This window comes from Corynebacterium glutamicum ATCC 13032 (assembly GCF_000011325.1).
In the GTDB taxonomy this organism is placed as follows: Bacteria; Actinomycetota; Actinomycetes; order Mycobacteriales; family Mycobacteriaceae; genus Corynebacterium; species Corynebacterium glutamicum.
In genome coordinates, this window is sequence record NC_003450.3 from 1428080 (window position 1) to 1441621 (window position 13542).

12 protein-coding genes are annotated in these 13542 nt (G+C 53.1%); 5 read left to right on the forward strand and 7 right to left on the reverse strand.

All coding sequences use genetic code 11. The annotated features are described in order from the left end of the window. Positions 1-141: 141 nt before the first annotated feature. Genes CGL_RS06810 through CGL_RS06825 form a run of 4 tightly spaced genes read right to left on the reverse strand, consistent with a single transcriptional unit; the run spans position 142 to position 4533 of the window. Entirely contained in the window at positions 142-1080 is a 939-nt protein-coding gene (locus CGL_RS06810; protein WP_011014308.1) for a nucleoside hydrolase, read from the reverse strand. A 31-nt stretch (positions 1081-1111) separates the two neighbouring features. Further along, positions 1112-2563 carry an MFS transporter gene (locus tag CGL_RS06815; RefSeq protein WP_011014309.1) on the reverse strand — a complete coding sequence of 484 codons (1452 nt, stop codon included), beginning with the start codon at positions 2561-2563 and terminating at the stop codon, positions 1112-1114. A gap of 13 nt (positions 2564-2576) precedes the next feature. Beyond that, positions 2577-3500 (reverse strand): ribokinase, encoded by a 924-nt coding sequence (locus tag CGL_RS06820; RefSeq protein ID WP_011014310.1) that lies wholly within the window; start codon positions 3498-3500, stop codon positions 2577-2579. Beyond that, complete coding sequence (locus tag CGL_RS06825; RefSeq protein WP_011014311.1) at positions 3493-4533, reverse strand: LacI family DNA-binding transcriptional regulator; 1041 nt, start codon at positions 4531-4533, stop codon at positions 3493-3495. The genes CGL_RS06820 and CGL_RS06825 overlap by 8 nt, the downstream gene beginning before the upstream one ends. 278 nt (positions 4534-4811) lie before the next feature. Between CGL_RS06825 and CGL_RS06830 the strand changes: the two genes are divergently transcribed. The 4 genes from CGL_RS06830 (at position 4812) to CGL_RS06845 (ending at position 8699) form a co-directional block, all read left to right on the forward strand. Beyond that, positions 4812-5471, forward strand: a complete 660-nt coding sequence (locus tag CGL_RS06830) for a hypothetical protein (protein WP_020948571.1) — start codon at positions 4812-4814, stop codon at positions 5469-5471. A 49-nt stretch (positions 5472-5520) separates the two neighbouring features. Beyond that, positions 5521-5853: a hypothetical protein gene (locus tag CGL_RS06835; protein WP_011014313.1), complete on the forward strand. Its 333-nt coding sequence runs from the start codon at positions 5521-5523 to the stop codon at positions 5851-5853. A gap of 172 nt (positions 5854-6025) precedes the next feature. Continuing rightward, positions 6026-8125: an excinuclease ABC subunit UvrB gene (uvrB, locus tag CGL_RS06840; protein ID WP_020948572.1), complete on the forward strand. Its 2100-nt coding sequence runs from the start codon at positions 6026-6028 to the stop codon at positions 8123-8125. A gap of 130 nt (positions 8126-8255) precedes the next feature. Then, positions 8256-8699: a universal stress protein gene (locus CGL_RS06845; protein ID WP_011014315.1), complete on the forward strand. Its 444-nt coding sequence runs from the start codon at positions 8256-8258 to the stop codon at positions 8697-8699. Positions 8700-8786: 87 nt separating this feature from the next. Here the strand turns inward: CGL_RS06845 and CGL_RS06850 are convergent, their stop codons facing one another. Then, positions 8787-9170 (reverse strand): winged helix-turn-helix transcriptional regulator, encoded by a 384-nt coding sequence (locus CGL_RS06850; protein ID WP_003861566.1) that lies wholly within the window; start codon positions 9168-9170, stop codon positions 8787-8789. A 106-nt stretch (positions 9171-9276) separates the two neighbouring features. Here CGL_RS06850 and CGL_RS06855 point away from each other — a divergent pair, with 106 nt between their 5' ends. Next, the gene (locus tag CGL_RS06855) at positions 9277-10125 is read left to right on the forward strand and encodes an SDR family oxidoreductase (protein ID WP_011265735.1); all 849 of its coding nucleotides are present in this window, start codon (positions 9277-9279) and stop codon (positions 10123-10125) included. 4 nt (positions 10126-10129) lie between these two features. Here the strand turns inward: CGL_RS06855 and CGL_RS06860 are convergent, their stop codons facing one another. Together CGL_RS06860 and CGL_RS06865 are read right to left on the reverse strand one after the other, a co-directional pair. Beyond that, complete coding sequence (locus CGL_RS06860; RefSeq protein ID WP_011014317.1) at positions 10130-12397, reverse strand: HelD family protein; 2268 nt, start codon at positions 12395-12397, stop codon at positions 10130-10132. 195 nt (positions 12398-12592) lie between these two features. Beyond that, entirely contained in the window at positions 12593-13507 is a 915-nt protein-coding gene (locus CGL_RS06865) for a DoxX family protein (RefSeq protein ID WP_011014318.1), read from the reverse strand. Between the last annotated feature and the right edge of the window lie 35 nt (positions 13508-13542).

The window sequence follows — 13542 nt, forward strand, 5'->3', positions numbered from 1 at the left end:
TCGACCATATCCGACTTGGCCCGGGTGCGAGCGCAAAAGATTTTTGCTTTTCGACGTCCACTAGCAGCGATATCCACAAAAGGAGGGCGTACCCTCACCAATCAGGTGCGGATACGCCCTCTAACAACCTTGTGAACAGGTCTATCCGATGCGCTTTACTGCATCGATCACCATGTTCCAGAATTTATCAAAGTCCAGGTCAACAGCTACTTGGGTGGTGCAATCTGCTGGAGCCGGTGCGCGGAAATCAGCAACGGTCATGCCTGTGGTGAGTGCGCCGTACAGCTCCACATCGAGTGGTGCTTTGCGGGTGGTGAATACGGTTGGGTCAACAAGGTATGCAACAGCACAAGGGTCGTGTACTGGTGGGTTATCAAAACCCTGTGCGTCCTGGTAATTCTTGCGGAAAGCGTCGAAAAGCGCGACGACGAAGTCGGCGACGTCGGTGCCCAGCTCGTTGAACTTGGCTTCGATCTCAGGTGTTGCGAGCGCCTGGTGGGTAAGGTCGAGGCCGACCATAGTCAGTGGCCACTTTTCGTTGAATACGATGTGGGCTGCTTCGGGGTCGATCTTGATGTTGAATTCAGCTACGGCGGTCCAGTTTCCTACGTGGTAGCCCCCGCCCATGAGGACAACTTCCTTGACTCGCTCGGCGATGCGTGGTTCTTTCCGGACTGCCAGCGCGATGTTGGTCAGTGGTCCGGTGGGAACCAGCGCTACGCTGCCGGGCTCGTTATTCATGATGGTATCGATGATGAAATCCACCGCGTGGGTGTCTTCTACCTGCTTGGTTGGTTCAGGCAGTTCGTACTTGTGGATTTCCATGCCGGTATCGCCGTGGATATCTTCGGCTACCTCAACGGGGCGCACCAATGGTCGGGTGACACCGCGGTAGATGGGCGCATTGATATCAGCGATGGTGGCTACGACCTGCGTATTGTGGGTGACCTTGTCCAAGGTCTGGTTGCCGCCGACCGTGGTGATTCCAAGCAGTTCAATTTCTGGGCTGCCGGCTGCGAGCAGCATGGCTACAGCGTCGTCGTGTCCTGGATCGCAGTCGAGGATGATCTTGGTGGTCATAGGGTAAAACTCCTTAGTTCAGTTTGTGGATTTAGCTGGCGGCTTGAGCGGCTTCTTCAGCCTGGACTTTGGCTGCCACTGTATCGGTGATTGATTCTGGGCGTGGGATCAGCAGGGAGCAGAGGAAGGCTAGGACCAAGATGATCACGCCAGCCCACATGCCTGCGGCGTATCCTCCGCCGTTGTCACTGAATGCCGTGGAAACTGCGAAGAGGATGGCGAAGGAAATACCTGCACCTAGGTTGAAGGCACCTGCGTTCATGCCAGGCAGATAGCCTTGGTTGTTAGCAGGGGAGAGCACGATGCCCAGGCCGTTGAGCATGATGTTGGCAATACCTGCATAGGTAATACCCACGAAGATGGAGATGCCGAGGTACGCGAGATGCGAGGTGCTTCCGACTAAGAAGGTGGCTCCGGCAACGCCGATGATGGTGGCAGCGATACCAATTTGCAGGACGATCTTGTATCCAAATTTTCCGGCGAGAATTCCGGCGATTGGACCGAATACCAAGCCAGCCAGCGCATATGGGGTAAGTGTCCACCAGGACACCACGCTCGCTGACATGCCGGCACCGTTGGCAGCATCCTGCGCAAGGTTGGGCAGCAGACCATTCATTACGGCGAATACACCGGTCATTGTGAGAAGGGTGCTCAGCAGCAATGCCCAGGTGCGTCGTTGACCGAGGTATTCAACACTGACCAGCGGGTGCTTAACGCGCTTTTCAATGTTGTAGAAGAAGATGACTCCGGCGATACCGATGATGAACAGCACAACCACCAGAATCCAGTTCGCGGCACCGAGTTTGCCGGCCTCGTTGAAAGCCATGAGCAAAGATCCAATGGACACCGCCAGTGGCAGCACACCAAGCCAGTCCATCTTCGGGGTTTCTTCAGCGGTGGATTCCTTCACGCTGAAAGGCAGTGCGAGGGCAGCGACAGCGCAGAAAGCAGCCATGACCCAGAAGATGGAACGGAAACCAAGTGTTTCAGCCAACCAGCCACCAGCAAGCGCGTCCACGCCGCCGATACCACCGTTGACAGAGGTAACAATTCCGAGAAGTAGCGCATATTGCTTTTCATTGGTTACCTGCTGGCGCAGAATGATCAGACACAGTGGCACGGTTGGGCCAGCAACACCTTGAATCAGGCGGCCCAGGAAGAGGATGGTCACATTCGGAGCAAAGGCAGCGACAACACATCCAATACCGGTGACAATCATCATGCCGACCAGCACTTTGCGGCGACCAATCAGATCGCCCCAACGTGGCAGGAACAGGGAAAACAGCGCCGCCGCGGTGAAGAAAGCAGTCTGCGTCATGCCGATTTGGGCAGCTGTTGCATTAAGTTCAGTTTCCATGGTGGCCAGTGCCGGCGCCAGCATGGAGGCGTTGAGCTGGAAGGCGAATACCGCGACCAGCAGGGCGATCATCAATGGTATGACTGTGGCGGCCGAGGTTTTACTCGGCTGAACAGGAAGTGACATCAGTGTTCTCTTTTCAGTGAGTGGTTGAGGGGAGGTCAGTGGTCAGGGTGGGGTAGGAGGCTTGAGCGCCCGGCCTCGTGGCGGCATAAGCGCCAACGCGCGCAGCAAAAGTTGCCGCCTCAATAAGGCCAGCGCCTTCAGAGAGCTTTGCGACGAGTGCCCCCGCAAACGCGTCTCCACTTCCGGTTGTGTCGACTGCCTGGATCTTTGGGGTAGGAATTGCCGTGAGTTGGCCCGGCGTGCCAACCAGAGCACCTTCGGCACCAAGTGTCATCACCACGGAAGTAAAACCCTGCTCCAGCAATTCAGTGACCAAACTTTGGGGATCAGACGTGGTCGCTGGAGTTCCAAGCATGTCCAGCACCAGAGCGCCTTCGTGTTCGTTGACCAGCAATGGATCGGCACGACGCAGCTGATCATGTCCCACGGGCACAACTGGAGCCAGATTGATCACCACACGTCCTTGTGAAAGATCAACGGCACGCTCGAAACCATCGGCAGGGATCTCACCCTGAAGCAACACAATGCCGGCGTTCTCAATGAGTTGGGAGTGTTTATCAACAAATTCCGCGGTGACAGAAGCGTTAGCGCCAGGGATAACGATGATGGTGTTTTCCCCATCGTCAGACACAGTGATGATGGCAAGACCAGTGGGACCGTCCACAGTGGCAATCGCGGACATATCTGCTCCTGATTGACGCAAATGTGTCAGCGCCTCGCCAGCCATTTGATCGGTTCCGACCGCACCGATCATGGTGACTTTGGCACCTAATTGCGCTGCCGCCACAGCTTGGTTGGCGCCTTTGCCACCAGCACTCACTGTGCCGCCGCTACCCAGGAGGGTTTCTCCAGGTTCAGGGTGGCGTTGAACTTTTGCGGTGAGATCGGCATTGATGGATCCGACAACGACAATGTCGGTACCGGTTGAGTTACTCATTGGGGAGTCCATCCTTCTTCCTTAAAGTGGAGTTGATGATTGATTCACGATGAATAAGGGCAGTGGGGATCGTAGTTTTCGTCACGCTAGGTACCGTGCCTGCAATTAATTCGGTGAGGATAGACACTGCTCGTTGGGCTAGTTGTTCTACATTTTGATCAATCACTGTCAACGGATGAGGTTGCAGGGCAAAAAGCGGATGTGTATCAAAACCAATCACGCTGACATCCTTGCCGATAACCAAACCAGCCTTATGGCAGGCTTCAATGACACCGATCGTCATCATAGAATCGCCGGCAAAAAGAGTTTTAGCTCCTTGATCGAGCAATTTCGTAGCGCCTTCAAATCCAACGCTTTGTTCGTACCCACCCAGAAAAACGAGCTGTTCGCCAATTTTGGAGTTGGCGCAGGCTGCTTTGAAATCCTCTAATCGCTCTCTACCTGTTGAGGTGTCCATGGGACCTGAGAGGTAACCAATCGGCAACGCGTTGTTGTGAGCCAGGAGTTCTACTGCTGCGGCGATTCCTGGTTGGGGGTTAGAGGTCGCCGTTGGGATGGTGGAGTCTCCTGGAAGCTCTCGGTCAACCAACACCACTGGCATTCCTTGCTTCTGCAAGTCCTCTAGTTGATTCGCGCATTCCTCATTAGGTACGCAGATGATTCCATCGACACCATGCGAGGTGAGAAACTCCAAAGACCCAGACATAGTGGTCGCATCTTCATTGCTGTTGGTGATAATCGTGGCAAGTCCAGCTTTGCTGGCGGTGCTTTGAATTTCAGTAACCATTGCGGCGAAGTAATGGTTAATCAAACTGGGAACAATCACACCAATGGTGTTGCTGCGAGAACTGCGAAGCGCACGAGCTTGAGCATTGGCCCGGTAACCCAGATCAGAGGCTAATTGTTGGATTCTTTCACGAGTCGATGCAGCAACCGCCGGATTATCCGCTAGTGCTCGTGATGCTGTGGCGATGGAGACACCTGCTTGACGAGCGACATCTTTAAGAGTCGGTCGGAATTTTTCCGTCGCCATAGCGCCTCGCTTTATCTCATTATCTACCTTTATGTAATCGATTGCTGCAAACGATTACATTCACTTGTGTTTTAACCTATTACGTGCAAGGCGATGTTGGCAACAGGGGTAGGAAGTGGGGGTGGTGATCCCGGGAAGTGAATAAGAAGGCTAATGATTTAAAACCGCACTTCATGAGACGTCGGGCAAAGTATGGGGTACTTATGGAGTCTCACGGGGTAGGTTCATCCACAACCCTTGCGAGACTTCACATTCCGCTAATGACAGGAGCCGGAAACATGCCATTTGATCCAGTGGGCGAATGGGTAGCTAAATCCATTAACCGTGAACTTGATGAGTATCCGATGACAGAGGCCGAAGTGCTAGAAATCTGTTTTAGGCAAGGGCAGTACAACCTGAAGATGGAATACCGGATTTCAGGACGAAAGTTTCATGTAGATCGTGGATCTGCCGAATATTCACTACGTTTTAATCCTTGGACTTTAGCTCAAAGCGAAACCAGTACAGATGCTAATGGGGAAGAAACTACCTTTACGATGTCCCCGAAGTTGACCGCGGATGGTTGGTTCGAACCAGGGGAGGCGGTATCAAAGTCCATTTTTATGGGCAGTCCTCAACTACTGCCTAGGTGGACGCAATTTGTCACCAACAAATTGTATTCGCGACTAGGGGAGGACCCGCTCAAGATCACGATGCTCGACTCCAGGTACCTGAAAATTGTTCAAGCAGCAACGGAAGAGGATCCAGGGTGGGGTCTCTTTGTTGATTGGGTTCATGATTGCGGGCTTTATTTTTGTCGATACGGCCTGAATCGGGAGATGTATCAGGAGGTGGAGGCAACGTCTGTGCATCAATGGTTATCCGGCGAGACTAGTTTTCGTGAACTTGAGAGGGATGAAATTGGTGAGCTACAGATTGTGAATTCATCTACTGACTAGCTAAAGGTGGCTAGATCAGGAAAAGGAATGTGCGTACTTGAGGAGGAATATGATGTCGAAACTTCGAAAGACCATCCAGCTAAATCCTAACTATGGGTCGCCATTCGGACTGTGGTCAAGCCATCCCATTCGCCCTCCGTATCAGGGTGCCTTTTTAACGCCGGACAGCTTTCTCTTAAGTGAGGATCTGAAGGATCGAATGGCTGCGTGGCTGAAATTATGGCGAGAAAATTATGCGAATGTTGTTGAAGAAGAGTCAAACCAATGGACACTAGGTTTCGATCAACATGCTTGGGCGGAAGAGGGGCACGTTATTGCCGACTTGATTGAGGAGGAAGCTCCTGGTTATGAAGTTGTGAGAGGCTTTCTTTCCTACTTATAGAAAAACACAGTTGCATCGAGTCCGCGGGTTTCGCACGCTTGATCTAAATTCTTGAGGGTTTTCCGGCCGTTGTTTGCGCTAAACGTAGGGGTCAAGCGTCGAAAAGCGCTTGCTTGCACGCTGTTTTGCTGCGGGCCGCAACGTGTCCACCCTGTGGCGTATCCTAGAATGCATGGCTTTTGCTGCTGAACATCCTGTCCTGTCCCACTCTGAGCACCGCCCGGTTGGTGAAATCGAGCGTAGCGATGACAAATTTGTTGTCGTTAGTGAATTTGAGCCTGCGGGTGACCAGCCTGCGGCTATTAAAGAGCTCGATGAGCGCTTGGATCGCGGTGAGCGGGACGTCGTTTTGATGGGTGCTACTGGTACGGGTAAGTCCGCGACTGCGGCGTGGTTGATCGAAAAGCAGCAGCGCCCCGCTTTGGTGATGGCGCCGAATAAGACGCTGGCTGCGCAGTTGGCTAATGAATTGCGGCAGCTGTTGCCCAATAACGCGGTGGAGTATTTCGTGTCTTATTACGATTACTACCAGCCAGAAGCGTATATCGCGCAGACTGATACCTATATTGAAAAGGACTCCTCGATTAATGAGGATGTGGAGCGTCTGCGTCACTCGGCGACGTCGTCTTTGCTGAGTAGGCGAGACGTCGTGGTTGTTAGTTCGGTGTCGTGTATTTATGGCTTGGGCACTCCACAGTCTTATCTTGACCGTTCCGTTGTGTTGAACGTGGGGGAGGAGATCGACCGCGATCGCTTTTTGCGCCTATTGGTAGATATTCAATACGAACGCAATGATGTGGGCTTTACTCGTGGTGCTTTCCGCGTGAAGGGCGATACCGTGGACATCATCCCGGCCTATGAGGAATTGGCGGTGCGCATTGAGTTTTTCGGTGATGAAATTGATGCGTTGTACTACATCCATCCCCTGACTGGTGACACCATCCGGCAGGTGAATGAGATCCGTATTTTCCCAGCTACGCACTATGTTGCGGGACCTGAGCGGATGGAAAAGGCAGTCGCTGATATTAAGGCGGAGTTGGAAGTGCGCCTGGCTGATTTGGAGAACCGTGGCAAGTTATTGGAAGCGCAGCGTCTTAGGATGCGTACTGAATATGACTTAGAAATGATCGAGCAGGTTGGTTTCTGTTCGGGCATTGAGAACTATTCTCGCCACATTGATGGACGTGGGGAGGGAACCGCACCGGCCACGCTGATTGACTATTTCCCAGAGGATTTCCTCACCATCATCGATGAGTCTCACGTGACAGTCCCGCAGATCGGCGGCATGTTTGAGGGCGATATGTCCCGTAAACGTAACCTCGTAGAATTCGGTTTCCGCCTGCCATCCGCGATGGATAACCGCCCATTGACCTGGGAGGAGTTCGATGAACGCCGTGGCCAAACGGTGTTCATGTCTGCAACTCCAGGCAAGTTTGAGATCGCTGCTGCTGATGGTGAGTTTGTGGAGCAGGTCATTCGCCCAACAGGTCTGGTGGATCCAAAGGTCACCGTCAAGCCAACGAAGGGGCAGATTGATGATCTGATCCATGAAATTCGCCAACGCACCGATAAAGATGAGCGCGTTTTGGTCACCACATTGACCAAGAAAATGGCTGAGGATCTTACTGATTACCTGCTGGAAAACGGCATCCGCGTGCGCTACCTGCACTCAGATATTGATACCTTGCAGCGTGTGGAATTGCTGCGTCAGCTTCGCCTGGGCGAATACGATGTGTTGGTAGGTATTAACCTGCTGCGTGAGGGCCTTGACCTGCCAGAAGTCTCTCTGGTTGCGATTCTCGACGCCGACAAGGAAGGCTTCCTGCGCTCCACCACCTCACTGATTCAGACCATTGGCCGCGCCGCCCGAAATGTGTCCGGCGAGGTCATCATGTACGCCGACAAGATCACTGATTCGATGCAGTATGCCATCGAGGAAACCGATCGACGCCGTGAAAAGCAGGTCGCTTATAACAAGGAACACGGCATCGATCCGCAGCCGCTTCGAAAGAAAATCGCGGACATCCTCGACCAGGTCTATGACAATTCCGCTGATGGAGCAGGACCTTCTGCCTCTGGCGATGCGGCAGTCGTGGCTAAACCTGACGTGTCTAGCATGCCCGCCAAAGAAGTGCAAAAGCTTATCGACGACCTCAGCGCTCAGATGGCTGCGGCCGCGCGGGAGCTCAAGTTCGAGCTGGCAGGGCGTCTGCGAGATGAGATCTTCGAGCTCAAGAAGGAACTGAGAGGTATCAAGGATGCCGGCATCTAAGTCAGCTTGCTCACTTAAAGCTTCGAAATAAGCCCTTAAACTCTCATTCTTTTGTTAGACTTGTTCACTAATTACAGACATCCAGGGGCTTAGATTTTTAACCCCTGTCATAAGTTTTTGGGAAGGTCACATGAGCGAGAATTACAGCAAGATTGTCGTTGGCACTGATGGATCTAAGTCGTCCCTTCTAGCAGTTGAACGAGCTGCCCGAATCGCCGCAGCTTTCGACGCCACTTTGATCATCGGATGTGCATACTACGAAAGCAAGGAAGACGCTTCAGAGACTTTGCGCCAGGATTCTGTAACAATCCTCGGCGATGATCCTGCTCGTGAAAACCTGGACAAGGCAGCAGATGCAGCACGCGCTGTCGGCGCAACCTCCATCGAGACTGAGGTTCGTACTGGCACTCCAGTTGAGGCTTTGATGGCAATCGTTAATGATCACCAAGCTGACCTTCTTGTGGTTGGTAACCGTGGAATCAACTCTTTGACCGGCCGTTTGTTGGGTTCAGTTCCAGCTGATGTTGCACGCCAATCAGACTGCGATGTCATGATTGTTCACACCGTGAGCTAAAAAAACCAAACCAAAACCGGTGTTTCCCTCCTTTTGCATTGAGGGGAACACCGGTTTTGTGTTTCTCGAGGAAAGTGCTCGGGAGTGTTAGTGCTGCTTATCGTAGATTTCTTGCGCCCTAACTACCTGATCCAATTCAGCTTCCACAGTGCTGACTAGCAGGACTAAAGCGTCCGCGAGCTTAGTGCCCAAAGGTGTCAGTGTGTAGTCCACGTGTGGGGGAATGGAGCTGTGGACTGTTCGATCAACCATGCCGTCACGTTCTAGTTGGGCCAATGTCTGCGACAGCATGCGATCACTAATGCCCTCAACTTTTCGGCGAATTTCAGCGAAACGCATCGGTTCATCACTGCGTTTGAGCGCCACCATTGTCAAAGACCCCCATCGACCAGTGACATGCTGCAACGCGCCACGTGAAGAACACATGGAGGAGAACACATTTGCCGGTTGCTGAATAGGGGAAATATCCATGGCGATAATCCTATCCCTAAAAAGTTTCTAACAAAAGTATTGCACTTACTTTTTGATAGTGCTATCTTCAGTTGTGTACTTGAAACACACACGAATGGAGCAAGAAATGCGTATTGCAGTAACTGGAGCAACGGGATCTTTGGGTGGACATGTTGTGGATAGTCTTCTAAACAAGGGCGTCGCAGCATCAGACATCGTTGCCATTGTTCGAAATGAAGAAAAGGCAGCAGACCTCAAAGCCCGTGGAATCGCTCTTGGTGTGGCTACTTTTGAAGACGAAGCGGCACTGACTGCAGCTCTTGAAGGTGTGGATCGCCTTGTGTTTATCTCTGGCAGCGAAGTGGGGCAGCGCGTTGCGCAGCACACCAATGTCATCAATGCCGCTAAAGCAGCTGGCGTGACATTCATTGCATACACCAGCTTGCTCAACCTTGGTACCTCAAAGCTTGCACTTGCTCCAGAGCACATTGCAACGGAAAAGCTCCTGGCAGAAAGCGGCATTGACCACGCGCTGCTGCGCAATGGTTGGTACTGGGAGAACTACGAATCTTCAATTGGCGCAGCGAAGGCCACCGGGAAGGTATTCGGCGCAGCTGAAGGCGCACGCGTTTCCGCAGCCGCACGTAAGGACTACGCAGAGGCAGCTGCTGTTGTCATCACCAGCGACAACCAGGCAGGCAAGGTCTATGAGCTCGCAGGCGCACCAGCTTTGACCTACCCAGAGATCGCAGCTGGCATTGGTGAGGTCATTGGTTCTGAGGCAGAATACGTCAACCTCTCCGTGGAGGAGTACCAAAATGCGCTGGAGCAGGCTGGCGTTCCAGCTGAATTTGCAGCACTTCTCGCAGGCATGGATCCCATCATTGCAGAGGGCGCGCTGTACTCCGACAGCACCGACCTACAGGATCTCATCGGACGCCCGAGCACCTCAATCGTTGAGGCCCTGAGCTCATAACCTGCTACTCACCTAAAATGGTGAGGCTCTGCGTTGCACGAGTGACCGCAACGTAGAGGTCTTGCAATCCCTGGGGGGATTCTTCAACGATTCCCGCAGGATCCACCACGATGACGTGGTCAAACTCTAAGCCCTTGATGTCATCGACCAGGTAGAAATCGCTTTCGTGGTGGCGGCGCGAAGAAATCACCGCGATGGTGCGCTGTGAATCCTCCTCACGCAAACTATCCATCACTGCCGACAAATCGGCATCAAGCGGCAAGTTCACTACCTCTCGACCAGATTCGCGGATCGCCATTGCCGGCGCAATATCAGGATTGATCTGCGTCAAAAGCTCATTGGCCACCGACATGATCTCGGCCGGGGTGCGGTAGTTAACGGTGAGCTCGTGGTGCCTGAAACGCTTTTCGACGAAGGGCCACAGTGATTCTGCCCAATCGTCAACGCCGGCAGGCGAACCAGTTTGAGCAATATCGCCCACAAGGGTCATCCATCGCGAAGGGCTACGGCGAAACACCATGCGCCATTCCATCGGACTGAGCTCCTGAGCTTCATCTACAATCACGTGACCATACGCCCACTTATGATCCGCCTGTGCACGTTCCGCAGTGGTGCGATTATCCGTGACAGTTTGGCGTTGTGCCAAAGTTTCCGCATCGATGACGTCGAAAGCGGAGAGAACTTCAGCTTCCGTGACATCATCAATATCCGATGACTGTGATGAACTAAGAACGTCCAGGACTTCCTGAGCGTCATCGATCTGCTCGCGCCATTTGGCCTCAGCCTTCTCCCGTGCCTCCTCTGGATCGGGAAGACCGATGAGCAGGGCTAACTCATCAAGCAATGCAGCGTCCGATGGTGCCCACGGATCGAGTTCACCACGCAGCAAAGCAGACTTAGTTTCCTCGTCATACCCCGCGGCAGCAACATTAATGCGCTCTTCGGAAATCAACAGATCATGCAGGACGTCCTGAGGCCGGAGCTCCGGCCAGAAATCGTCGATGACGGACTGGAGGGCCGCGTCGTCAAGCAAATCATCGTGCAGCTGATCGATGTCGGCGGCTGACAGCAGGTTTTTGCCGCCCAGCGGATCCGCGCCGATCGTTTGAGCCATTTGGTGCGCGAGTTGTTCGACTAAATGCTCGCGGAAAATTGGGCGTGCGGAATTGTGCGACTGCCTGGCACGACGAGCTCGGGTGCGGGATTTTGCCACCGTTTTCTCATCAATGGAAATCTCGATGCCATCAACAGAGACCACGATGGTCTTCTCTGGCAGCACTTGATACGCCTTGACTGCCTCGGCCAAAATGCTGGCCATTTCCTCGCTGCCCTTAATTTCCCTGGTCAAAGTGTCCTCGGAACCCGTTGGGACGATACCGGGGAACAGCTCACCGACGGTGGACAACACCACGCCAGTCTCGCCGAGTTCAGGCAAAACGTGAGAAATATACTCCAAAAATGTCTTGTTCGGGCCAATGATCAACACGCCAGACTTAGCCAGCTGATCGCGCCAGGTATAAAGCAGATAAGCCACACGGTGCAACGCGACCGCAGTTTTACCTGTTCCAGGGCCACCTTGAACAACCATGACACCGCGGGTGGTATCGCGGATGATCTCATCCTGCTCGCGCTGAATTGTTTCAACGATGTTGCGCATGTGGCCGCTGCGGGCCTGTTCCAACGCCTGGTGCAGCACAGATTCAGAGCCGACACCACCCTGCTCGATAACATCGGCCATCTCACCGGTCAATACCTCATCATCAACACCCGTGACAACGCGCCCACGGGTGCGAATGTGCCGGCGGATATGCACGCCCTCCGGTGAAACGGTGGTGGCCAGATAAAACGGGCGCGCCATGGGGGAGCGCCAATCCAACAGCAACGTGCGGTAATTATCTTCACGCACATCAAGACCCATGCGACCGATATAACGACGATCCAAATCAGGGTGGCCCGGGACCGGGTTCTCAGCGTCCTCAGCTTCAGACTCCACATCGATTCGACCGAAGACCAACCCGAGTTGAGCCAAATTAAGCCGGTCCAACTTCTCATTCAGGCCGTGATACTCAGTTTCACGACGAACAAGTGCTTCCGGATCAGGGTTTGAGGGGTCGACGTCTTTCATCACCTCAGAAAGACGCTGATTAGACCTGGCTACCTCATCATCGAGGCGACCGAAAAGTACATCAACATAAGCCTGTTCTTGGCTAATTGCTGTGGTGAGGGCGTTATGGACATCTGATTCTGAATCAGATTGCCGAATGGTGGTCACTCCGGGAGACCTCCTGTTTCCTGATGTGGAGCAGTGAGAAAAAGTGTTTGAACTGGAATAGATACAACACTTGGGAGCTATCAATCATTCCAGATAGCGGTTAAAGCGGGAACAATGGGTGAAAAACCGCCACGTTACCCCGGCAATTCCAGGGATAACGTGGCGGAAATTTTTTCTCAATCAGGAAGAAGTTACTTAAAGTTCGATGCCCTTCAGCTTCTTCTGTGCACGATCGATGGCCTTATCAGCCTGCTTCTGAAGCTTGTCGTAGCTCTTAGTTGCCTTCTTGTTGGCGCGACCAGAGGTTTCCTCTGCGACCTGAAGAGCAAAGTTAGCCTTTTCCTGAGCCTTGCCGGCAGCCTTCACTGCAGACTTACGAGCAGTCTTGGCGTTAGCCTGCGCAGCCTCAAGCCAGTCACCGCTGTTCTCCTCAAGGTAAGAGGTAGCCTTGTGAGCGTAATCGCTCACAGTATCAGCGACCTTGTGAGCAGTCTCGGTTGCGGACTTGATCCAGTCATCCTTGTTCTCACCGACAAAATCCTGAGCGGTGTACGCGTACTCGGTGACCTTGTCAGAAGTATCGTTGAACCAATCAGAGGCCTTCTCACCGAACTTTTCAGTCTCAGATTTGGTTGGAAGTGCCTGCTGCAGCTGCTTCTTGCCACGCTTTGTAGCATTGGTTGCACGCCACTTCACGCCAGGCTTGCCCTCAGTATCAACAGAAGTGATAAACAGGCCACCAAGCAGGGCAATGTTGGTGAGGAAACCGTTGCGGCGGTTACGCTTTTCATCCGCATCCTGGGTTTCCCAGAACGCATTGCGAGCCAGGATGTTAGGGATAGTCAGGATTGCGAGGGTAGCTGCAGAGGTGCGTGGTGCACGACCAATAGCTAGCAAAGAACCCGCACCGACTTTGGTGCCGCCAATGACGCGGGTGACCAATTCTGGATCTCTGGAAATGCGCTTTGCGTACTTACGGGGCAGCACATAACGGATACGATCCAGAACTACCTGAGTGCCTTCGACGTGTGCGCTGGTGTTCAATACTGTTTCTGCGCCATCTGCGACGTAGACCGATGCAAGCATTGGTCGAGCAAGTTTGCGGATCATTATGGTGATGCTCCAATCAAAATACTGTTGTCCAG